Source organism: Longibacter salinarum, from assembly GCF_002554795.1.
GTDB classification, from domain to species: Bacteria; Bacteroidota; Rhodothermia; order Rhodothermales; family Salinibacteraceae; genus Longibacter; species Longibacter salinarum.
The window spans coordinates 64383-86163 of the sequence record NZ_PDEQ01000004.1 but is presented as its reverse complement, the minus strand read 5'-3'; the positions used below and the strand labels follow the sequence as shown (position 1 = coordinate 86163).

The 21781-nt window shown below is 60.0% G+C and carries 18 protein-coding genes; 10 read left to right on the top strand and 8 right to left on the bottom strand.

Annotation, left to right across the window (positions count from 1 at the left end; all coding sequences use genetic code 11):
• The first annotated feature begins 34 nt into the window (after window positions 1–34).
• The gene (arsS, locus tag CRI94_RS08825; RefSeq protein WP_098075337.1) at window positions 35–1177 is read left to right on the top strand and encodes an arsenosugar biosynthesis radical SAM (seleno)protein ArsS; all 1143 of its coding nucleotides are present in this window, start codon (window positions 35–37) and stop codon (window positions 1175–1177) included.
• 70 nt (window positions 1178–1247) lie between these two features.
• Here the strand turns inward: arsS and CRI94_RS08820 are convergent, their stop codons facing one another.
• The gene (locus CRI94_RS08820; RefSeq protein ID WP_098075336.1) at window positions 1248–2060 is read right to left on the bottom strand and encodes a tetratricopeptide repeat protein; all 813 of its coding nucleotides are present in this window, start codon (window positions 2058–2060) and stop codon (window positions 1248–1250) included.
• Window positions 2061–2617: 557 nt separating this feature from the next.
• Between CRI94_RS08820 and CRI94_RS08815 the strand changes: the two genes are divergently transcribed.
• The 7 genes from CRI94_RS08815 (at window position 2618) to casB (ending at window position 10535) form a co-directional block, all read left to right on the top strand.
• On the top strand, window positions 2618–3595 hold the full coding sequence (locus CRI94_RS08815; protein WP_098075335.1) for a metal ABC transporter solute-binding protein, Zn/Mn family: 978 nt from the start codon (window positions 2618–2620) through the stop codon (window positions 3593–3595).
• A gap of 45 nt (window positions 3596–3640) precedes the next feature.
• Window positions 3641–4381, top strand: a complete 741-nt coding sequence (locus CRI94_RS08810; protein WP_098075334.1) for a metal ABC transporter ATP-binding protein — start codon at window positions 3641–3643, stop codon at window positions 4379–4381.
• A 220-nt stretch (window positions 4382–4601) separates the two neighbouring features.
• A complete protein-coding gene (locus CRI94_RS08805; protein WP_098075333.1) occupies window positions 4602–5459 on the top strand; it encodes a metal ABC transporter permease in 858 nt (285 codons plus the stop codon).
• 96 nt (window positions 5460–5555) lie between these two features.
• On the top strand, window positions 5556–6743 hold the full coding sequence (locus tag CRI94_RS08800) for a metal ABC transporter permease (RefSeq protein ID WP_098075332.1): 1188 nt from the start codon (window positions 5556–5558) through the stop codon (window positions 6741–6743).
• A gap of 292 nt (window positions 6744–7035) precedes the next feature.
• Window positions 7036–8133 carry a rhomboid family protein gene (locus tag CRI94_RS08795; RefSeq protein ID WP_245846138.1) on the top strand — a complete coding sequence of 366 codons (1098 nt, stop codon included), beginning with the start codon at window positions 7036–7038 and terminating at the stop codon, window positions 8131–8133.
• Window positions 8134–8347: 214 nt separating this feature from the next.
• Window positions 8348–9517 (top strand): flavodoxin-dependent (E)-4-hydroxy-3-methylbut-2-enyl-diphosphate synthase, encoded by a 1170-nt coding sequence (ispG, locus tag CRI94_RS08790; protein WP_098075331.1) that lies wholly within the window; start codon window positions 8348–8350, stop codon window positions 9515–9517.
• Between the two features lie 430 nt (window positions 9518–9947).
• Complete coding sequence (gene casB, locus CRI94_RS08785; RefSeq protein WP_143815348.1) at window positions 9948–10535, top strand: type I-E CRISPR-associated protein Cse2/CasB; 588 nt, start codon at window positions 9948–9950, stop codon at window positions 10533–10535.
• A 53-nt stretch (window positions 10536–10588) separates the two neighbouring features.
• Here casB and nadC read toward each other — a convergent pair whose 3' ends face one another.
• From nadC to CRI94_RS08770, 3 genes are all read right to left on the bottom strand, one after another.
• Window positions 10589–11488 (bottom strand): carboxylating nicotinate-nucleotide diphosphorylase, encoded by a 900-nt coding sequence (gene nadC, locus CRI94_RS08780; protein WP_098075329.1) that lies wholly within the window; start codon window positions 11486–11488, stop codon window positions 10589–10591.
• A gap of 111 nt (window positions 11489–11599) precedes the next feature.
• The gene (locus CRI94_RS08775; protein WP_098075328.1) at window positions 11600–12019 is read right to left on the bottom strand and encodes an acyl-CoA thioesterase; all 420 of its coding nucleotides are present in this window, start codon (window positions 12017–12019) and stop codon (window positions 11600–11602) included.
• A 37-nt stretch (window positions 12020–12056) separates the two neighbouring features.
• The gene (locus CRI94_RS08770; protein ID WP_098075327.1) at window positions 12057–13055 is read right to left on the bottom strand and encodes an acetyl-CoA carboxylase carboxyltransferase subunit alpha; all 999 of its coding nucleotides are present in this window, start codon (window positions 13053–13055) and stop codon (window positions 12057–12059) included.
• Between the two features lie 362 nt (window positions 13056–13417).
• Here CRI94_RS08770 and CRI94_RS08765 point away from each other — a divergent pair, with 362 nt between their 5' ends.
• Both CRI94_RS08765 and CRI94_RS08760 read left to right on the top strand, forming a co-directional pair.
• Entirely contained in the window at window positions 13418–14905 is a 1488-nt protein-coding gene (locus CRI94_RS08765; protein ID WP_245846137.1) for an MATE family efflux transporter, read from the top strand.
• A 60-nt stretch (window positions 14906–14965) separates the two neighbouring features.
• A complete protein-coding gene (locus CRI94_RS08760; RefSeq protein WP_098075325.1) occupies window positions 14966–15652 on the top strand; it encodes a sulfotransferase family 2 domain-containing protein in 687 nt (228 codons plus the stop codon).
• A 65-nt stretch (window positions 15653–15717) separates the two neighbouring features.
• Here CRI94_RS08760 and CRI94_RS08755 read toward each other — a convergent pair whose 3' ends face one another.
• From CRI94_RS08755 to CRI94_RS08740, 4 genes are all read right to left on the bottom strand, one after another.
• Window positions 15718–18225 carry a patatin-like phospholipase family protein gene (locus CRI94_RS08755; protein WP_179862225.1) on the bottom strand — a complete coding sequence of 836 codons (2508 nt, stop codon included), beginning with the start codon at window positions 18223–18225 and terminating at the stop codon, window positions 15718–15720.
• 184 nt (window positions 18226–18409) lie between these two features.
• Complete coding sequence (locus tag CRI94_RS08750) at window positions 18410–18922, bottom strand: DUF4442 domain-containing protein (protein ID WP_098075323.1); 513 nt, start codon at window positions 18920–18922, stop codon at window positions 18410–18412.
• Between the two features lie 49 nt (window positions 18923–18971).
• Window positions 18972–20477, bottom strand: a complete 1506-nt coding sequence (locus CRI94_RS08745) for an alkaline phosphatase (RefSeq protein ID WP_245846136.1) — start codon at window positions 20475–20477, stop codon at window positions 18972–18974.
• Between the two features lie 307 nt (window positions 20478–20784).
• On the bottom strand, window positions 20785–21669 hold the full coding sequence (locus CRI94_RS08740; protein WP_245846135.1) for a hypothetical protein: 885 nt from the start codon (window positions 21667–21669) through the stop codon (window positions 20785–20787).
• Window positions 21670–21781: the final 112 nt, after the last annotated feature.

Below are 21781 nucleotides of genomic sequence, written 5' to 3'. Positions count from 1 at the left end.
CTCTCTACCTGCGCGATTTTCGCTTCGTTACTGTATGTCTGAGAACGCTTTCATTCCGCTGGATGTCATTGTTGGAGATGGTCACACCGAGCGGGTCGATGGGCCTCGACCGACGACCAGTCTGCGCTACCGGCGTGAGCCGCTCTCCAGCCCGGAGGCGCAGTTCCGAGCGCTCAATGCTGTTGAAGTGAAGGGTGGGCCGACCGGAACCGGCGATTTCGACGCGGATCTCGAGGCATCCGGATGGGAAAATCTGCAGCCGTCCGAGCTCGAGATCTTTCAAATCAATCTCGGCAAGCTGTGCAACATGACGTGCCGGCATTGCCACGTGGACTCCGGGCCCGACCGAACGGAGGAGAACATGGATCGTGAAACCGTCGATGCCTGCCTCCGGGCAATCGACCGATCGGGGGCGCATACCGTCGACCTGACAGGAGGGGCGCCCGAGCTCAATCCGCACTTCGAGTATCTCGTCCAGGCGTGTGTGGACCGCGGGCTCCACGTGATCGACCGTTGCAACCTGACGATCCTCACCACGCGACCGTATCAGCACCTCCCCGAGTGGTTTGCCGAGCGGAACGTTGAGGTCGTTTGCTCGCTGCCGCATTATCGGGAGTTCAACACCGATGCCCAGCGAGGGTCGGGAACGTACCGGAAGTCCATCAAAGCCCTTCACGCCTTGAACGAGGCTGGTTATGGACAGGGCGATCCCGACCGGTTGCTCACACTCGTTACGAATCCTGTTGGCGCGTTTCTGGCAGGAAATCAGGCATCGCTCGAACGAGAGTGGAAGGAGGCGCTCGACCGCAACCACGACGTGACCTTCGATCGCCTGCTCGCGCTGAACAACATGCCGATGTCGCGCTACCTCGAGTGGCTTCTGGAGAAAGGGCAGACGGAAGCCTACATGCAGCGGCTGGTGAACGCATTTAACCCGGGCACGATTGCTGGACTCATGTGCCGCAATACGCTGTCCGTGGCGTGGGACGGCACGCTGTACGACTGCGATTTCAACCAGCAACTCGAGATGACGATGGACCTGCCCGACGGCGTTCGGCCCCACGTCGACGACTTTAATCTCGAGGACTGGAAGCAGCACAGCATCCGAACGGCGCGACACTGCTACGGCTGCACAGCCGGTGCGGGGAGCGGCTGTGGTGGCGCGATCGAAGAGTAGTCACCGCCCATCGGACAGCATCGATGGCAGAAGACGAAGCAACGAGTGGATGTCTCTTTCCGGGGGCACCCTAATAGAGCGCCATGTCGAATCTGCGTCGGTGTTTCTGCGTGACCGCGTGTTGCGGTCCGAGTAGCGTAAATAGCGCAATGCACGCACGCCGCGGACCGTCGTCATCGAAGTGACGATTGACCTGGACCGCCTCAATGAGGTGCTGGACGGCCGTGTCAAATTGTTTATCGGCGAGGGCGCGAGCACCCTTCAAATACGCCTCGCGTGCGGGATCGTCTGGGAGATCGTCGGGGGCGTCGGCAAGGTGGACGAGGCGCGCGACCATTTGGACCGCCTCGCGGGTCTGTCGGAGCGTCGGGTCGGCGACATCGGCCGCGTCAGCGAGTGTCTTGGCGCGTTCCGGATCCTCGAAGATCAGGGCCCGCGCCATCACCACTTTTGCCTCGGGGTGGTCGCCGTTCTGGTCAACGACATCCTCCAACAGACGAACAGCCTTCTCTTCGTCACCAGATTCGAGCGCCTGCCGCGCTTCACGAATGCGTGCGGTCGTTTCGTTGGGAAGATGTTCGTCCAGCCACTTCTGAATGGCGTGCCGGGGGAGAGCCCCGGTAAACTCTGCTTCTACGGTCCCATCAACGAATAGCTTCACGTTTGGAATGCCTCGGACCCCGTATTTCCGAGACTCGGATGGATTGTCGTCCGTGTTCACCTTGACGAGGGACCACGAATCGGCTTCGTCGGCGAGGTCTTCGAGCGCCGGGCCGAGCTGGCGGCATGGGCCACACCAGGGAGCCCAGAAGTCGACCAGGACCGGCTGGTCGTAACTGGCGTCGATGACATCGGTCTGGAAATCCTGGACTTCGTAACTCATAGCTCGATGGAATTACGTCGATAGAGGATAGGGCAAATCCTCCGACACGCATACGTGCGGAGAGGTGACGTTAAAAACGTGTTTGGCGGACAGCCTTCGGTCATCCCGAAGGACGGACCTTCCGACGGTCGGCCCTCGGTGTCTTCACATGACTAGGTCTCGTTGACTTCGCGCACGGTTTCTACTGCGTCCGTGCCAAGGGATCACCATCGGGCCTGCCAATAGACATGAACGGTCACGGTTACGTTTCGCGATCCATCCGCCAAATAGGATTTAACCGCGCAAGTGTCGCGTAGTATGACGCCCCATCCCCCAAATATTTCCCGTTTCGTGAACGCTTTGCAATCTCTTATTCTGGTGCGTTCATCTGCGCATGTGCGAGAACCTGATGCGGCAACGTGTCCGGAGAGTGGTCCTTGGTTGCACGCAGGGCATAAACGGCACCAACGTTTCGCTGTGTGAAACACTATTTTTAGACAGGGCTAAAACATGGGGCTCTTACGTCGTGCTATTCTGTCCCGCTCGTTTACCTCCTGTTAAGATTGGTCTCCTTCCGTATGAGTGGTCTGCTCCGATTGCCGTCATCGCTTTTCCGTGTTGTGATGATGGTCATCGTCTCTGTTTTTCTCTGGACCGGGTGTGTAGACGGCGAGAGGTCGGAAAATGACAACCCTCGCGTGGTGGCGACCACTAGTATTCTCGCGGACCTGGTCCGGAGTGTCGGAGGGGATAGCGTCTCCGTCGAGGGGCTCATGGGGCCTGGCGTCGATCCTCATCTGTACAAGGCCAGTGAGGGAGATGTGACGGCCATGGCCAGCGCGGATCTCATCGTGTACAACGGGCTGGACCTGGAGGGCAAGATGACGGACGTGTTCGCAGAGATGAAGCAGCGTGGCCAGCCGACGACGGCTGTCGCACGAGAGGCCATGCCCGATTCGCTTCTGCTCTCGTCGCCCGATTACGCCGGCAACTTCGATCCGCACGTCTGGATGGACGCCCAGCTATGGGCTCGCGCGGCTCGACACGTATCCAACGAACTGGCCGCGATCGATACAGCACGAGCGCAATACTACCGCAATCGGGCTGCAGCGTATGCCGACACTCTGAATCAGCTCGATGTAGAACTGAAGTCCATGATCCAGCGGGTGCAGGAAGACAAGCGCGTGCTGATCACCTCCCACGATGCGTTTCGGTATTTCGGTCGAGCTTATGGCTTCGAGGTGCGTGGTCTCCAGGGGATCAGCACGGCATCCGAGGCGGGCACGGCCGACGTGCAGAACCTGGCTACCTTCGTCGCCGAGCGAGAGATCCCGGCGATCTTCGTCGAGTCGAGCATCCCGCGCCGGGGAATCGAGGCTGTACGGGAGGCGGTTCGGGCTAAAGGGTTCGACGTGGCAATCGGGGGAACGCTGTACGGGGACGCACTCGGAAGCCCGGGTACACCGGCTGAGAGCTACACCGGGATGCTCCGAAGCAACGTGAAAACCGTGACGACGGCCCTTTCGCCCGTTCCAGCCGATACGCTTGCTCCCTAAACCACGTGCCTACGGCCCGTATTTTCCTCTGACTTCCGGTCAAGCATGTCCAAAACGCCCGCACTTACCGTCCGCGATCTCACGGTTGCGTATCGCGAGCAACCGGTGCTCTGGGATATTGATCTGACCGTTCCTGAAGGGACGTTGATGGCTATTGTCGGGCCAAACGGTGCCGGCAAAACCACGTTCATCAAGGCGCTGCTGGGGTTGGTCGATGCTGCTGCAGGTGAAGTACGGATGTTTGGCGAGCCGTACGACGAGGTCCGCGACCGGGTTGGTTACGTTCCGCAGCGGGGAACGGTGGATTGGGACTTTCCGACCAGCGCGCTCGACGTCGTTATGATGGGACTGTACGGTCAGCTCGGGTGGTTTCGGCGACCCGGCGCGAAGGAGCGTGAACAGGCACGCGAGGCGCTCGATCGTGTGGGCATGCTCGACTTCGCGGATCGGCAAATCAGCCAGCTCTCGGGCGGGCAGCAGCAACGTGTCTTTCTCGCACGCGCTCTGGTTCAGGAGGCGGATCTGTACTTCATGGACGAACCGCTTCAGGGCGTTGACGCAACGACCGAGCGGACGGTGATCGACCTGCTTCGCGAACTCCGAGAGAATGGCACAACGGTTCTCGTCGTCCACCACGACCTGCAGACGATCGAAGAATATTTTGACGCCGTTATGCTGTTGAATGTGCGTTGCGTCGCCGCCGGAAAGGTCAGCGAGGTGTTCACCGAAGAGACCATCCAGCGAACCTACCGAGGCCACACCGTCAATGAAGAAGCACAACCCTGAACCCTGAACTCTAAAAACCTGTTTGGCGGACAGCCTTAGGCGATCCAAACGTACGGACCTCTCGATGGTCGGTCCCTGCGACGCTCGCCACACCAGGCTTCGTTGATCTCCGGTATACAATATACATGAATGGCGGTACGTACTTCTTAGCGACTAATCCGCCAAACAGGTTATGAACCCTGAACCCTGAACCCTGAACCGTGAACTCTGAACCCAAACGATGTTAGATTACACGCTTCGAACCGTAGCGATGGGGGCAGCCACCCTGGGCGCCGTGAGTGGTGCGCTCGGGGTCTACGCCGTTCTCCGGGGGCAGAGTCTCATCGGGGACGCTATGTCGCATGCCGCACTGCCGGGGATTGCGGTCGCCTATCTTGTCACCCAGTCCAAGCTTCCGCTCGTGCTGATGGCAGGCGCGGCCGGGACGGGCTGGCTCGCTACCCTCGCGGTCATGGCGATCGTTCGCCGTTCGCGCGTGAAATACGACGGCGCCCTCGCGCTCGTCCTGTCCGTCTTCTTCGGCATTGGCCTGGTACTTCTGACGTACATTCAGGGACAGCCAGATGCGGGACAAGCGGGACTCGATACGTTTCTCTTCGGACAGGCCGCGGCGCTCATTACGTCGGATGTGATTACGATGGCCGGGCTTGGCGCCGTTGCTCTCGCGGGCGTCGGGCTGTTTTGGAAGGAGTTCAAGTTGCTGGCTTTCGACGAGGCGTTCGGCAAGAGTCTGGGCTTCCCGATGAGGGCGATTGACGTCGGGCTCACCACGCTTACCGTGATTGCCATCGTGATTGGGCTTCAGGCCGTTGGTGTCGTCCTGATGAGCGCGATGATCGTTGCTCCCGCGGCCGCCGCACGCCAGTGGACCGACCGCCTCGGCGTAATGATGGGGCTGTCCACGGCATTCGGCGCCATGGCAGGGGTTGCGGGTGCACTCCTCAGCAGCGCAACGGCAAACCTACCCACCGGGCCGACCATCGTCCTCTGCGCTACGGTGATCGTTGCCGTCTCGATGCTCCTCGCGCCGCACCGCGGACTCGTTTTCCGCTGGTATCGACGTAGGCAAAGGGTGTAGCCTCGCGAGCCCAACTGGATTTAACAAACACGCAGTATTTGCTTCTGAAGACCTGGTCGTGGCGCTTTCGTACACCGGTAACTGGTTGCACTCAGCATGACCTCCGCACAGTTCGACATTCAACTTGTGGCCGTGATGACGGCCGCTGCCTGCGCTCTTCCGGGATCGTTTCTGATTCTCCGTAAGATGGGGATGATGACGGATGCGATCAGTCACGCGATCCTTCCCGGCATCGTTGTCGGCTTTTTTCTGACGGAAAACCTGAGCTCGCCCTTCCTGGTGATCGCCGCGGCCGCGACGGGCGTTCTCACGGTCTTTCTCGTCGAGGTCATACGCGACACCAAGCTCGTAAAGGAGGATGCCGCGATCGGGCTCGTCTTTCCCGCGCTCTTCAGCATCGGCGTGGTCCTCATCAGCCGCTTTGCGGGCGACGTGCACCTCGATGCAGATGTTGTTTTGCTCGGCGAACTGGCATTTGCTCCCTTCGATCGCATGATGCTATTCGGGGCCGATGTCGGGCCGCGCGGGTTGTACGTGTCCGGCGGCGTCTTCTTGCTGTCGGCCGCCTTCATCGGGGCGTTCTACAAGGAACTCAAATGTTCGACCTTCGACCCGGCACTTGCCGCGGCGCTCGGACTCGCGCCCGGACTGCTGCACTACGGACTGATGAGCGTCGTCTCCATGACGGCGGTCGCGGCGTTCGACGTCGTCGGCTCCATTCTCGTCGTCGCGATGTTCGTCGGTCCTCCCGCCGCAGCCTACCTCTTGACGGATCGGCTGCCGGTGATGCTCGGCGGAAGTGTGGGGATCGGTGCAGCATGTGCTATCGCCGGATACTGGGTCGCTCACGTGCTGGACGTATCGATCGCCGGCTCCATGGCGGGCTGCATCGGCGTCGCCTTCGGTCTCACGTTCCTGTTTTCGCCGGAGCGCGGCATCGTTGCCTCGTGGCGACGCAGAAGACGGCAGAAATGGGTGTTCGCGGCGCAGATGCTGCTGGTTCACCTGTTCCATCACGAGGACACGCCGGAGGAGGCGATCGAGAATAGGTCCCGCCACCTGCAAGAGCACTTCGGATGGACGGCAGACGCGGCGGAAAAGACCGTTGACTATGCAGATGAGCGCGACTGGCTAACGGTAGAGGACGAGCGGCTTCGGCTCACTTCTTCTGGCCGAGACGAGGCCCGGCGTGTCCTGCGCCGTGGAACGGGAGGGGCTCGAGCACAGGCCCCGGTGGGCAGCATGGCGCATGCATCGGCCCGGCGGGTGGCCGAACCGGCATAAAACACGACATCGTGACGCTGTCACATACAATTGTCGGAATCACCTATACGGGTGCGAAGGTAGTGGAGATTAACTGGATGTATTGAACCAGCACGTGTCGCTGCGTTTCGCCGTTCTCGTGGTGACGATCTGAACTTCACCGGGCGAAATTTATTTCTCGCCTCCGTACAGTGAAGTCAAACCGACACGTTTCGATCCGCAGCGCGTGTTCTCGACGCCACGTCAACACATTGTCGTTTGCGCTGTAACGAGAATACAGGCATGACCGTCATCTTCCTGTGGCGCGCCCGATTTGAGCCGTACGTCCGGCGTCCAGAAAAACCTTCTCTCGTCTGCGGGGTACACGATCACACCGATTGATCTGCCGAGGCACCTGTTTTCGATGCCTCCGGCTGCACCACCGCGGACGGACGATACACAAGACCCTACCGTCGTGAATCAGCTTCAGTCCTGGTATTACCGCCAGCCTCCGGCGCTGCGCGTGATTCTCGCGATCAACGTCACCGTCTATGTGCTGGCGCAATTCCTGCGCGTGCTATGGCCGGGCGGATTAGCGTTTATCGTCGACCACTTTGCGCTGCACGCCACATTTCCAGACATCCTTCTGGAGCCGTGGCAGTTGATTACGTACAACTTTATGCACACGAGCGCTGGTTTCGGCGGGTTGTTGCATATCGCGTTCAACATGCTGTGGTTGTTCTGGATCGGACGCGAGTACGAGGAGATGCATGGCTCGGATCGGATGTGGACGGTTTACATCCTTGCGGGAATAGGCGGGGGACTCGTATCTCTTCTCCTGATGCCGCTAGGCATTTTCGGGAATCCGAACATCCCGATTGTGGGAGCGTCCGCATCCGTGCTGGGTGTACTTATGGCGGTCGCCATTCTGTATCCTTATAAGCAGATCGCGCTGCTCTTTATCGGCGTTGTGCGTCTCATCTGGGTCGTTATCGGCTTCCTTGTCATTGATGTTTTGATCAACCTGGGAAGCAACTCCGTCGCTCTAACCGCACACTGGGGTGGCGCGTTGAGCGGATATCTATTCGCAAAAGCTGAGCGCGGTGGGATGAATCTGACGGGCTGGACCCGCATCTTTGGTGGCGGATCGAAGAAGAAGCGCGGGCGGCGCGGATCCAAGAAGGGGGAATCGCTCGGTCTTCTCGGTCGTCTGGAAGTCTGGCTGGGAGGAAATCCGAATCCGGATCCGGACTCGGGGTCGACGTCCCCTGTATCCTCGCGCTCGGCGAGTTCGTCGTCGGGGTCGTCGAAAACCACCACCTCTTCGAAAGAAGACGAGGTCGATCGGATTCTGGAGAAGATCAGCGAGCAAGGATATGACGCGCTCACGGAGGAAGAGAAACGAATCCTGTACGAGGCGTCTCAGGACTAACGACCAGGTGAATCGATTCCGGCGTACGTGCATTGCGATCCTTCAGGTTGCGGTCCACACCAAACACCCGTCTGCGTGTCACGGTGTCGTCCTTTCCTGTCTTCCTTTACCAAATCACTATACCTGCTCGGGAGCCTTTCTGTAGAGGAGCCGTACAGCAGACGATGAACGCCCCGAGCGCTCCCTTCGCCCTCATCGATTGACCGTTTGTACCATGGAACGCCCCCGTCGCGAGTCCCGCCCCGTTCAGGTCGGCGATGTACAGATTGGTGGTAACGCCCCGATCTCCGTGCAGAGCATGACCGTTTCGAAAACCCACGAGGTGGAGACCTGCCTGGAGGAGATTCACCGACTGGCAGATGCCGGTGCGGACGTCGTTCGTGTCGCCGTGCCCCGGCCGGAGGATGCCGACGCCCTGAAGGATATCGTCCAGGGTAGCCGCGTCCCGATCGTGGCCGACATCCACTTCAACCACCAGTACGCGCTCAAGGCCATTGAGGCCGGCATCGCGAAGGTGCGCATCAACCCGGGTAACATTGGCAAGCCGGAATGGGAGCGGGAGGTCCTTCTGGCCGCGAAGGAGAAGGGCATTCCGATTCGGATTGGCGTGAACTCCGGGTCGCTGGAGAAAGACCTGATGGACAAGTACGGCTATCCGAAGCCGGAGGCGCTGTTCGAGAGCGCGATGCGCCATGTCGAGATCTGCCAGAAGAACGGCTTCGAGGACATCGTCATCTCGGTGAAGCACAGCGATGTGTTCTACATGATCCAAGCCTACCGCATGGTCGCCGAGCGGACGGACTATCCGCTGCATCTCGGCGTCACGGAAAGTGGTTCGCTTGCGACGGGTACGGTCAAAAGCTCGGTGGGAATCGGTACGCTTCTCGCGGACGGGATTGGCGACACGATCAGAGTGAGCCTGGCGACGGATCCGGTGGAGGAGGTAAAGGTGGGTCACCGCATCCTGAAGTCGCTCGGCATCGGCCGTCCTGGGGTCAACATCATCGCTTGCCCGACCTGCGGTCGTCTCGTCGGAGACCTGTTCACCATCGTCGAGGAAGTCGAGGAAGCAGTAGCGGCGCAGAACTTCGACAAGGACCTGAACGTGGCGCTGATGGGCTGCGCCGTCAACGGACCGGGGGAAGCCTCGGGGGCTGATCTTGGCGTCTCTCTTGGTCGCGGTCGTGCACACCTCTTCAAGCGCGGTGAAATCGTGGGCACCGTCGACGAAGACGAAATTGTCGAGGCGGTGATCAAAGCGATCGAAGAGTGGGACGAGGACGAGGAAAACGACGACGCGACGGTGACAGACGGTGTCACGGAGTCCTCGGGAGATGGCGAGGCGGGGAGTAACGTCAGGAAGCCCAATCTGCCGACCTCGTAAGGCCCGCGCGGCTCGTGAGTGGACACCGGCTTCGGTGGCGCAGGTGTTCAGCCGACAGACAGGAAATCAATGCGACGGTCGTCTCCAAAATGGAGGCGACCGTTTTTCATTGCCGAAAGCGCTCATGGGGACTAAATCTAACGGTTCTGTGATCCCCAGCAACTTTTTTCTTTTGGATGTCGGCTGTGCGGCTGAGGTGTCGTCTATAAAGGTGAGGTAAGGCCCCCACGTTACTGACGAGCTTTGCTTGTCTGAAAAGCTTTGTTTGTCTGACGAGTTTTGGTCGTGCGACTGCTTTGTTCTTCGAGTTTGAGAGCCAGACCGTAGAGGAAGAAGCCGTCTTGTGGATCGGGCCATTGCCGCTACGCCCGCAGTGTTGCAGTATTTCGGGCGAGATGAACAGTGAGTTCGACCGCCCTTTTGCGCCCCCATGTATTCACGTCCTATGCATCGCTTCTCGCTGGCCGAGGACTCGTCTCCCCCATCGACGGATGGCACGGATCAAACGCAGAGACTCGACAATGCCGTTGCCACGATTGCGTCTATGCTTCGCCCGGAGGACGATCGCCTGAGTCCGGAAGAGGTGGATGTGCTCCAGCGTCTTTCGCTAGATCGCCCCGATGATGATGTGCTTAGCATCGTGCTCGGGCCATTGAACCTGACGAAGTCTCCCGCCTGGTTGTCGCGAGAGCAGTGGGATCAGCGATGGGCCGTGCTTCTGAAAGGCATGGCGCTATGTGCGGGGATGCACAATCCCACGATCTCGCTCGGAGAGGCACTCGCTATGGTTGGCTGGGCGGAAGATCGCTTTACGCTCATGATGGAAGCGAACGATGAGGCGATTCTTACTTTCGTTGAGTGGGCGTCCAGCGATTTTGCTGACGCTGAACAGGTCGTGAACTGGGATGATGTTCGACGTCTCCTCTTCAAATCCGGCGGACACGCCCGCCAGATTCGGCTCCGAATTGCGAACGACTACTTTCGGACCATCTATGCTCTTCGTCGCGGGTCGTCCTGAGCAAGCCCCCGTCTACGAGCATGGTCTATACGTACCGATCGACCCGTGCAATGCTACGAGCGGACCGTCATCTGCATCGAGAGGTCCAGTACCGTCACGGAATGCGTCAGCGCACCAGACGAAATGGCGTCGACACCCGTTGCCGCGATTGCGTTCACCGTATCTCGAGTCACGTTACCGGAGGCTTCCGTACGGCAGGTCCCGTCCACGATCGCGATGGCTTCTTCAAGCATCGCCACATCGACTGAGCCATCGGAGCGTGCCTGAGCCATGTTGTCGAGGAGAATGATATTGGCTCCTCCATGCTCGACGACGGCGCTGACCTCTTCGAGCGTTCGCGTTTCAATCTCGATGTCGAGGTCTTCTCGTTCGTTAGCTTCGCAGTACACTTTTGCAGCATCTAGCGCCTCGTGAATTCCGCCGGCTGCGGCAATGTGATTGTCCTTGATCAGGATCAGGTCGTAGAGGCCGACGCGGTGGTTCGTGCCTCCGCCGAGTTTGACGGCCCATTTGTCCAGCCCCCGCAGTCCGGGCACCGTCTTTCGCGTGTCTAGGATGTCGGGTGTATGAGGAGATGCTGCTTCGACCATCCGTCGGGTCGCGGTCGCGATGCCGCTCATCCGCTGCAGTACGTTCAGCGCGAGGCGCTCAGCGATGAGCAGACCGCGGGCCGGCCCTTCGATCGTACCGATCTCCACGCCCGGTTCCACGACTGTGCCATCGGCGACCTGCCAGCGACACAGGATGGCCGGGTCTACGTGGGCGAAGACACGTTCTGCCACCGCGAGTCCGGCAATCACGCCGGGGGCTTTGGCGCGAATGGATGCCGAGCCGGTTTGGTCAGAGTTTACCGTAGCTTCCGTCGTGACATCTCCGGGGCCGACATCTTCCTGGATGGCGCGTCGGATCAAATTGGTCAGGTCGTCGGGGCTGAGATAGGAGGGAAGCTGCATCGAAGCGTTCGGGTTCGCAGAAGAAATGGATGTGAGGCGTACCGCTGGTGAAGCCGAGTCAGCGTCCGTGAGTCCACCGAACGGGTCGGCACGTGGACGGGATACTGGACGTCAGGTCGCATCGGGGAGGTGCGGAAGAAAAGCGTCGCGCACATTTTCTGGTATCCGGACGGGGCGACGACGCTCGGCGTCCATGAAGCAGAGATCCGTGTGGCCGGTGGCGAGGAGGTCGTCGTTTTCCCTGCGGCGGACGACGTAGTCGATGGGGACCCGAACCGTTGGCATTTCCCGAAACTGTGCTTCCACGATCACCACGTCGTCGTACTCCGCGGATCGTTTATATTCCACGTTCGCCGACACGACCGGCATGATGATTCCGGAGTGCTCCAGGTCGCGATACCGTACGCCGAGATCGCGTAACGCTTCGGTCCGCGCCGCCTCGAAGTAGTCGAGGTAGTGCGTGTGATAGACAACGCCCATCGGGTCGCATTCCCGATATCGGACGCGGTGCTCGTGCCGATACGTATACATGCCGGAGAAAGAGGTGGCGGTAGAAAGACCGTCTCGACTACGCTGGCGTTGCTTCCGTCGTGTAGGCGCCGATGCCATCCAGTTTCTCGATGCGCTGATCGAGAAGCGTATCTTTGTCGAGGGCCGTGAGCGTTTCCAGCGCCTGGGCGATCGCGCGGCCCGTATTGTCGAACGTTTGATTCGGGAAGCGATGCGCACCGCCGACAGGTTCGTCGACGATCTCATCCACGATTCCGACGTCGAGAAGATCGGTGGCCGTGAGTTTCAATGCGCGTGCTGCGTCTTCCTTGTAGTCCCAGGAGCGCCACAGAATCTGCGAGCAGCTTTCCGGGGCAATCACCGAGTACCAGGAATTCTCAAGCATGAGAATGCGATCGCCGACACCGATGCCGAGTGCTCCGCCAGAGGCTCCTTCCCCGATAATGACGACGACGATCGGGACCGGGAGGCGTGCCATCTCCAGCAGGTTGCGGGCGATGGCTTCAGCCTGGCCCCGTTCTTCGGCCTCGAGGCCGGGATACGCACCGGGCGTGTCGAGCAGCGTGACGACCGGTTTGTTGAACTTGGCGGCCATTTCCATCAAGCGGGCGGCTTTGCGGTAGCCCTCCGGGTTGGGCATGCCGAAGCGCCGAAATTTGCGCTCCTTCGTGTCGCGGCCTTTCTGGTGGCCCATGATCATCACGGAGCGGTCGGTGCCGCCAAAGCGGCTTCCCTTGAACTCAGCGATGCCACCGACAATAGCGCGGTCATCAGCATACTTTCTATCGCCGTGAAGCTCGACAAAGCCCTCGGTGAGCGCTTCGATATGGTCGAGCGTGTACGGACGCTGAGGATGCCGCGCAATTTGGACACGCTGCCACCGCGTCAGGTTGCGGTAGATCGACGTGCGGAGTTGTTCGACGCGCTCTTCCAGCGCGCTGATCTCGTTTGAGAGATCGTCCGCATTGTCCTTGTTGAGCTCGCGCATCTCGGCGAGCTTCTGTTCCAGCTCGTACAACGGTTTCTCGAAGTCGAGCAGGTAGGTGTCGTCGGCCATGACCGGATAGGAAGGTGAGGAATACGCAAGCGCTGGCAGATACAACTGCCCGCTTCCAGAACAACGGTTGCCCCAAGATGAGTGTTCGCAGGCGGAAAGGCAACGCGCGCGCATCCCTGCAGCACGTCGGGCCGCTCGATTCGGTGATTTTTTGCTACAACTGCTTCTATGCCGCTACATGCCCGACCGTGGATGCGTGCCAGCGCCACGATAGACACCGTACAGTCGCCGCGTGAGATTTCCGCACGGTCCGAACGCACGGTTGGAACGAACGTACACAGAGGCGCTCAAACTTATGATCGTCTCACGGGACGTGCCCGTTGCGACGAGATATTTTTTTTATGCCCTGCCCCATCGTATACGTGTCCGATCCAACCGACACATCCTCGGCACCCACGTCTGGATCCTCGCCTGACGTGCAGCCTGAAGAAACGCCGGCTTCCGCGGCTCATGCTCGCACGGGCGCCGCGGAGACCGTCGGAGCATCGGCGGCAGCTGATTCGCCCTGGGAACGCTTCTGGGCAGAAATTCCGCCGACGCTGCGCCTGGCGGGTCCGGTCGTAGCCGCTCAGCTGGGGCAGATGTCGATGGGGTTTGTCGACACCGTCATGGTCGGTCGGCTCGGCCCCGATGCGCTCGCGGGCGTCGCACTGGGCAATACCTTGTTTTTCTTTCTGCTGATTCTCTGCACCGGCATGGTGCAGGCGGTCAGCCCGATGGTGTCACAGGCGGTGGGGGCGGGCGAGCCGGATACGATCGAACGCAGCGTCCGACAGGGACTCTGGCTCGGCGTCATCCTCAGCGCGCCCGTCATGGTGCTGCTGTGGAACATCGAGCCGATCCTTGACCTGTTGGGGCAGTCCGAGGTGGCCGTTGAGGGAGCATCATCGTACCTGCGGGCCATCATGTGGGCATTCCTCCCGGCGTGCTGGTTTATGGCATTGCGCAGCTTTGTGGAGGGCCTCGCTCGACCTCTGCCCGTGACGCTCATCACTATTTTCGCCGCGTGTCTGAATGCGGGCGCCAACTATGTGCTGATGTTCGGGGCACTGGGGGTTCCGGCACTCGGACTCGTGGGCACGGGGATCGCCAGCACGATTGTGTTCTGGACGATGTTCGGTCTGCTCAGCCTGCTCGTCGTCACGCGACGTCCGTTCCGCGAATACACGATCTTCGGGAAGATTCGTGTTCCGGATTCGGAGACGCTCCATGAACTGGTCGACATCGGATGGCCGATGGGCGTCGCGCGGGGAATTGAAGCCGGACTGTTTATGATCACGGCGCTCATGGTCGGCACCATCGGCGCGACGTCCCTCGCAGCGCACCAGGTCGCCATCCAGTGTGCCGCGTTCACGTTTATGGTGCCGATGGGAATCGGAATTGCTGGTCAGGTGCGCGTCGGTCACGCAGCCGGACGGAAGGATCGGGCTGCGACGCGTCGGGCCGGCTACGCATCGATCAGTGTCGCGACGGCGTTTATGGCGATCTCGATGGTGTTTTTTCTGGCCGTTCCCGAGTGGATCGTGTCCCTCTATCTCGATACCGGAGCACCGAAGAATGCACACGTGATACCGCTTGCCGTGCAACTGCTCGGCATCGCGGCTGTCTTCCAGGTGGTAGACGGACTTCAGATTGCCGCTGCGGAGGCTCTCCGTGGCCTCAAGGATACGCGTGGACCGATGATCATCGGCTTCTTTTCGTACTGGGGCATCGGCCTCAGCCTTGGGTATCTTTTCGGCGTGCATCTCGGCTTTGGCGCGCCGGGCCTCTGGTGGGGGCTCGTCGCAGGTCTCACCGCCGCATCGATCTGGCTCACGCTCCGGTTTCACCGGCAGACGAAGCCGCTTTAATGTCTCTCCCCGACGCTGACGACCCCTTTCGTATTCTGCTTTCAGTTCGTTTCCTCCCGCATGATCATCAGTCACAAGCACCGGTTCATTTACGTGAAGACCCGGAAGACCGCCAGTACGAGCCTGGAGATAGCGCTGTCAAAGTTTTGCGGCCCGGACGACATCATCACGCCAATCGATGAGCGGGGAGAGGCGAAGCGACGGGAGCGGGGCTACCGCGGACCGCAGAATTTCTACGTTCCGCTGAAATACTACGACCGCTTCGACTGGGCGACGCTGTTGCTCCGTCAACGTCGGAAAGAATTCTATAATCACCGTACGGCGGATTTTATCCAGGACCACGTCGAGCCTGGCATCTGGGATTCGTACTACACGTTCTCCTTTGAGCGTAACCCGTTCGACAAGGCCGTCAGTTTCTATTACTACAAGACGAACGAGCCTCGGCCGAACTTTAACACGTGGATCCACGAATGTCGAGAAAGCCGTCTGACGAACTGGCCGATCTACACGATCAACGGACACATGGCGCTCGATCATCTCGCCCGATACGAAAACCTTGAGGCCGAACTCGCACATCTTCGCGATGCGATTGGCCTTCCGGACGACATCGAATTGCCCAAGGCAAAGAGTGGATTTCGGCCCGAGCGGTCGCCCTACACGGAATTGATGGACGATGCCGCACGGGAACGCATCGAACTGGTCTGCGCTCGTGAGATCCGCCTGATGGGCTACTCCTTCGGAGACTGAGATCTCGTTCAACACAGAACGCGGTAGTAGGAAGAGCGCGGTCTTGCAGGTCGATCACTGCCCGGTTACTGGATGAACTTTCCGATCCAGTACAGCAGGCCATTGACATCGGAGATGCCGATCGAGGTCTGGTGCCCCGAGTACAGGTTGGTCTCCGGGTGGCGTAATAGAGAGGGGAGCAGGAGCCCGAATCGAATTTTGCCACCGAGAATGTAGAGTCCGACATTGAGTCCGGTATACCGCCACCCATCGCCCGTCCCGGTCGTCGCGATTCCCTGCGTGATGCCGACCTCCACGCTGTTCACGATGAGGCGGCGTGGTCCGGAAAAAATCGGTTGCTCCAGCCCCAGCCCTGTCAGGAAGAGTCCTGGCTGGCCCTCGAACTTATTGTACCCGAGCAGAAGGGGGATGCGTGGCGCATGTCGCGGGCCGGGGTAGTATCGCGGACGATAGGAAAACCCCCACCCTTTTCGCGCGACGGGGAAGATGACCTCGTTCGGGACGACGGTACGCCAGATCAGCCGACGCGAAATTGCAGGCGCATCCACACCTCGACGCTTTCGACGCTCTACGGGCATCGACGAGCTGTCCCACGAAAAGCCGGTTCGCCCCTCGATGGCTAGATTTCGCTGGATGAAGTACGCGAGTGTGATGTGATCGCGAGCCGTGGCCTCATCCATCGTGGCATCAATCTCGTGCTCATTCTCGATCAGAATCTCAAGGGCAGATTCCAATATCCGCGTCACGGTTTGATCTGCGTTGGCCTGCATCTGCAGGAGCAGGCCGTCGTCCGTAATCGCGTCGCACCGAAATTCGCCATCTGTTTGCACTCGGCGACCGGCTTCATTTACCGATGTCGCTTTTTCAGCTTGGCAGGCCTGCTTTTCCAGAGCAATAAATCGGTCAGGCGTGATATACGTCTCGATGTGTTCAAAGAGTCGCCCAAAGTTTTCGGCCGCACCCGATGGCTCCGTACCGTGGGTGCGTTCCCAGTCGTTTACCGCACACGATAGGGCCAGGTACACATTCTGACTCGACGTAAACGGCTCACAGACCCGTTCCTGGGCAAATTCATCCCGATGGAGTGAGAGAAGGAAGTCGTGCTCCGCTGTTTGGAGCTGGGGTTCGAGAACGTCGATCAGGGCACGCACGCGAGCGCCGACGTCCGATCGGTTTGTCCGATCATGTACCGATTGCTCTGCTGCAAAATGTACGGCGTCGTAGAGTCCGACGAAAAAATCATGCTGCCGGAATAGGTAGCTGAAGAACGCACCGAAGCTGATCAGACTCTCGCCCATGATCGCGTGATACCGTGAGGACTGCACGATGCGCTTGCGATCGGTTTCCGTCAGGTCGCGGGCGAGTAGCTCCATCTCGTATTCCCGTGCCGTCGTAATCGCTTTATTCAGGAAGGAGTTGTAGGCCCGGGCACTAATCCTGCTCTTGGAACGAGATGTGATTTCCGCCTGTCGTTCGGCAGGTGGCGTTCCACGTCGATGGTTCTGATTGACAAGAAGGGAATAGACCGGGACACTCCTCGGGTCTGCCCTTCGTGGGCCAACGTACGCTCGGAGTTTCATGTCCTCGTCTGGCCGCTCATTGCGGAGCCGCGGGTTATACAACGCACTGGACAGACCGAGCGGGTTGTTATCGAATACGCCGCCATCGATGAAGTAACCGGTTTCCCTGGGCTCGTCCGGACCGGATGAAAAGGTGATTTCGACCGGGGCGAAGGCGAGCGGAAAGGCGCTGGAGCCCAGGGCGACACGCACCATCGGATCTACGCCGAGGTCGTTCTGTGAAGGCGCGAGGTCCGGAAGCAAGAGTTCGCCATACTGCTGTAGGTCAAGGCCGGTGAAGTCGAACGGACGGAATCGCATGCCCGGTTCTCCCTCGATGGATGTCGACGCGAGCCGCGCAATGCTGGCGTAGCGAATCGTCCGTACCGGGTCCAGACTCGGTGCGAAGGGGACATGGCCAAAGGAGTCGATGCGCGTTAGGGTAAGACCGACCGGCACTTCGCAGCCTCGGCGAACGGGGTGATGCATGGCTTCCTTTAGCCGAGGTGCCACCTCCGTGTGGAAGAACTGCCGTGAAAAGACAAAGTCGGGCATAAACGGTTGCTCCGGGCGCGTCTCGGGGAAGAGTTGCTCCATCCCGACCGGAATCCAGACGCGCCAAAACAGGCTTTCCTGCGGCGACTGCTCGATAAACGTTGAGTCACACCAGGAGACGGCAGCAAGGAGCGCGTTGATGTTACCCGCGGACGCACCGGTAGCAGATACGAGATGGTAAGCTGGTACATCGAAGACGTCTCGAATCCGAGGGTCCTCACGCGAGAGGCGCATCAGGTACGTGAGACCGTAGACAAATCCACCCTGGTACGCCCCCTTGCTTACGCCACCACTGACGGTCAGGGCGATGCCCTGCTCCGCATCCGAGGCGCCGGGAACGGTGCGAAGGCCCGGCTGCTGTGCATGTGTCGGCAGGGCGACAAGTCCCAGCGCAAGTCCAATAACGAACGCGACGAGAGAGTATCCGCGGAGGATGTGGGGTGACGGTGCGTGAATCATGTCCCTTGCCGGGCTGGGACAGAGGAGGAGAGGACGCATCGAAGAGGGAAATGGTGCTCTTCGGACGATCGCTGCCAAACATGGACGATTGCAGCTTTGTCGTTATCCTCAACTACCGACAACACGAAGATGAAATCGGTAGCCTATTTGATACGTATGGCCCTTCTTTTTTGACGTGCTTCTGTTATCCCTCGGATGAAGGAAGGCGGCTCGCGGGAATCCACGCCCATTGCAGCGCGCCGGTCACGGCCGTCTCGCCGTCCGCAAGCAATTCGACATCGACCATCACTTTGCCGATGGGGCGTCTGGTGATGCGCTGCTGCGTTTCCTCGCCGAGGGCGGCCTCCGCGTGGACCGTCCCGCGTGCCATCCGGCGGAAATCGACATTCATCGATCGAAGCAGCGGCACCGAACCATCGGACAGGTTCAACGCGACCACCAGGCCCGTTGCTGCTTCAGCCAGCAGCGCGAGAGCGGCGGCGTGTGGCGTTCCGACGTGATTGTGGACCGGCGGCCGATCCGGAAGCGTCACCACGACGCGCTGCGGTGTGTACACGTCAATGTTCACGCCTGCCGTCGACATGAACGGAATCGTGGAGCCGACGGCTCGCGTGATTTGTTCGGCTCGCCGGTCCTCGCCTGCATCACGATGCTGCTGGAGGATCTCCCGAAATGGATTGCTGCTATGGTCGGCCATGGATGGGGAGAAAGAGGAACGTGAGCCAAGGGTGTGGGCGTGGACCCGGTTATTCGGACCCAGGCGACGGACCGGAGGTGGCGTCCGTTTTTGATTTCTCAGCCTTTTGGGTCTCTTCAGTTTCCTCGCGAAGATCCGCCGTGAGCGCATCGAGGTCGAGGTTGAGCAGAGACGCCAGAATGTCTCCGACCTCCGTATTGTCCATGTTGCCGCGGAAGTTCTCGACGCCAGGTCCATACGCGTAGAGATTCACGTCGACGGCGGTGTGGCCGCGGGTGGTCCAACCGATGACGGCGCGGCGCTCGATGAGGTCTGAGACGGTGTAATTGAGGTCGTACGATCCGAGGCTGTTCTGGATGGACGCCCGCTCCGCATCCGTGAGGTCATCGATGCCGGCCATGTTGCTCAGAACGGCTGCGACGGCATCCACGGAATCGGTCGCCGTGGCACCGTCCGGTAGATGATCGTAACGCGCGGAGACGGCATCGAACATCGCACCATGCGAGCCTTCCACACGGTGGAGGACCTCCGGATGCCATGCATAAACGCCGTCCACGCCGTCTTCTTTGTGGATATCGCGACCCAGCGTAAGGCCGCCGGTTTCATGGTCGGACACACTGACGACGAGCGTGTTGCCATCTCGGCGGGCGTGCTTGAGTGCAACCTCCATCGCCTCGTTGTAGGCGATAATGTCTTTCAGGTGCGCTGCAGCGTCGTTGCCATGCCCGGCGTGATCGACGCGGCTCGCTTCGACCATCATGAAGTAGCCATCCTTGTCCTTGGAAACGAGACTGAGGGCTTTGTCCGTCATCTCCGCCAGGCTCGGTTGGACCGCTGGGTCACGGTCGATCTCGTAATCCAGGTGGCTCATGCTGAAGAGACCGAGCACGGGACCGTTGGATAGGTTCATGAGGCCGTCGCGGTCATCGACGAACGTGTACCCCTTGGCTCGTGCCTCGTCGATCAGATTGCGGTCGTCCTCCCGCTCGCTTCCCTCTGCCGAGGACGGTAGGAAGTGCCGCATTCCGCCGCCCAGAATGACGTCAGCTCCACTCTGGATTTGCTGCGCGGCGATCTCATTTTCCATCCAGCGTTCCGGCACGTGGGAAGAGAAGGAGGCGGGCGTCGCGTGGGTGATCCGACTCGTGACCACCATGCCCGTTGCCATGCCACGTCCCTCCGCGGCGCGAAGGAGCGTTCCGAGCGGACGTTGGAGCGTGTCAACCGCAATGGCTCCATTGTACGTCTTTACGCCCGTCGCATAAGCGGTTGCACCGGCGGCGGAATCCGTCACTCGGCTGGATGTGGAGAAGGTGCGGACGCTACCGGTTTGGATCGAGTCCATCGCGAGCTCGCCGACGCCCTCGTACTTTCGAAGGTAGTCGCGTGCCATCGTCGCGCTGGCGGGACCGAACCCATCCGGAATGAAGAGAATCACATTGGTTGGCCGGCGCGCATCATCGGCAGCCGTGGGTTGGCCCGATACAGGCGACATCATCCCGCTGCCGGCGGAGAGCAGAAGAACGGCCGAGAAGAAAAGGACGAAGCGTTGCATGGAGCAAGGCTGGGATATGAGGGACACGGAGGCGGGAGCATCTGATAATCGGTCAAATTGCCGCTCTGTCCGTCAGTTCCCGCGGCAAATGGCAGTAGCGGCAGAGAAGCGCCGTCGAGACCGGTTCCGTCTAAATCATAATAGAAGCGTAAATTACGGAGGACGAGGCCAGACATTGGCATCCATTAGATGAACGTTCACCTACCGTATTTCGTGTTGCGTCCATTCGAACCTTCTATCAAAGGAAAAAGCGCAGCCTCCTGTGAGGAAGCTGCGCCTCGTTCCTATCGACCGTATATGCGAAGGACTATGCTTCCTCCTCCTCTTGTGCTTCCGGGTCGACCATGATCTCCCGATCGGTGGTGTTCAGCGGGCCCGGAACGACATTTCCGTCTGCATCGAGCAGTTCAAGGCGAACGATGTACGTTCCCTTCTGAAGCCCTTCGACGAACGACGGTACCCACTCGGTCAGTGTCGTGGAGGCGATCACCTCGTCGCTACCTTTTTCACGGATCTGGTACCGTGCGGAATAGCCGTCGGCGCTCAGTTCGACGTTATGCAGGTAGAAGTCGAGCATGATTCGCTCAGCTCCGGCGCCCGTGTACGAGCCTTTCGGGCGGCTGTAGATAATCGTGGGCTCTTCGGGGTTCAGCGGAAAGTCGCCCGCCTCTTCTCCGACGTAGAAGTTTACGAAATCCATGGCGCCCTCATTCTTGACGCTCTCGTGGTAGGAGCGGCTGGGGAAGACGACTGCCGTGTGGGCCCCGTCTTCGAGCATGCCGATATTGAACGGTGTGCCGGGCTCATAATTTGCGTGGTACGGTCCGCCATCCACGATGATATGAACGTGCTGGCCCTTCGACGAGTTGGCAATCGAGTCCGAGCGCGGCGTGTCCGTCTGCACCTGCGTCTCAAACGATTCCACGTTGACGGTTACCATGACGTCCGATCCCGCGTCGAGGACCTCCCCAGATTCCGGGGCAGCGAACGTGGCCGTGGCCCCTGCAATTTCTGGAGAGCGCTCCCCCTGTTCGATCGTGACGCTCATCGATGTATCAGCACTCATGTCGGCCTCATTTGTGCCGATATCGGTGTCGTCAGTGTCGGCGTCGCATCCTGCCGCCACGAGCGTGACGAGAAGGGTCATCGCGAGCATCCAGGAGAAAGAGGTAGTGCGAAAAGTCGTTCGCATAGTAGGTTGACTGGTTGGTAGCATCGAGCGAATCGCCCGGGCCGCTGGTGTCGGGCGAACGTGGAAAACGTACGGATGCTGTTGCCGGGCTGTCAAGACGACGTGGCCGATC

What these genes read in the sequence shown, in the direction of transcription:
- arsS (WP_098075337.1), top strand. Translation starts at nt 35, where the DNA reads ATGTCTGAGAACGCTTTCATTCCGCTGGATGTCATTGTTGGAGATGGT.
- CRI94_RS08820 (WP_098075336.1), bottom strand. Translation starts at nt 2,060, where the DNA reads ATGAGTTACGAAGTCCAGGATTTCCAGACCGATGTCATCGACGCCAGT.
- CRI94_RS08815 (WP_098075335.1), top strand. Translation starts at nt 2,618, where the DNA reads ATGAGTGGTCTGCTCCGATTGCCGTCATCGCTTTTCCGTGTTGTGATG.
- CRI94_RS08810 (WP_098075334.1), top strand. Translation starts at nt 3,641, where the DNA reads ATGTCCAAAACGCCCGCACTTACCGTCCGCGATCTCACGGTTGCGTAT.
- CRI94_RS08805 (WP_098075333.1), top strand. Translation starts at nt 4,602, where the DNA reads ATGTTAGATTACACGCTTCGAACCGTAGCGATGGGGGCAGCCACCCTG.
- CRI94_RS08800 (WP_098075332.1), top strand. Translation starts at nt 5,556, where the DNA reads ATGACCTCCGCACAGTTCGACATTCAACTTGTGGCCGTGATGACGGCC.
- ispG (WP_098075331.1), top strand. Translation starts at nt 8,348, where the DNA reads ATGGAACGCCCCCGTCGCGAGTCCCGCCCCGTTCAGGTCGGCGATGTA.
- casB (WP_143815348.1), top strand. Translation starts at nt 9,948, where the DNA reads ATGTATTCACGTCCTATGCATCGCTTCTCGCTGGCCGAGGACTCGTCT.
- nadC (WP_098075329.1), bottom strand. Translation starts at nt 11,488, where the DNA reads ATGCAGCTTCCCTCCTATCTCAGCCCCGACGACCTGACCAATTTGATC.
- CRI94_RS08775 (WP_098075328.1), bottom strand. Translation starts at nt 12,019, where the DNA reads ATGTATACGTATCGGCACGAGCACCGCGTCCGATATCGGGAATGCGAC.
- CRI94_RS08770 (WP_098075327.1), bottom strand. Translation starts at nt 13,055, where the DNA reads ATGGCCGACGACACCTACCTGCTCGACTTCGAGAAACCGTTGTACGAG.
- CRI94_RS08760 (WP_098075325.1), top strand. Translation starts at nt 14,966, where the DNA reads ATGATCATCAGTCACAAGCACCGGTTCATTTACGTGAAGACCCGGAAG.
- CRI94_RS08755 (WP_179862225.1), bottom strand. Translation starts at nt 18,225, where the DNA reads ATGATTCACGCACCGTCACCCCACATCCTCCGCGGATACTCTCTCGTC.
- CRI94_RS08750 (WP_098075323.1), bottom strand. Translation starts at nt 18,922, where the DNA reads ATGGCCGACCATAGCAGCAATCCATTTCGGGAGATCCTCCAGCAGCAT.
- CRI94_RS08745 (WP_245846136.1), bottom strand. Translation starts at nt 20,477, where the DNA reads ATGCAACGCTTCGTCCTTTTCTTCTCGGCCGTTCTTCTGCTCTCCGCC.
- CRI94_RS08740 (WP_245846135.1), bottom strand. Translation starts at nt 21,669, where the DNA reads ATGCGAACGACTTTTCGCACTACCTCTTTCTCCTGGATGCTCGCGATG.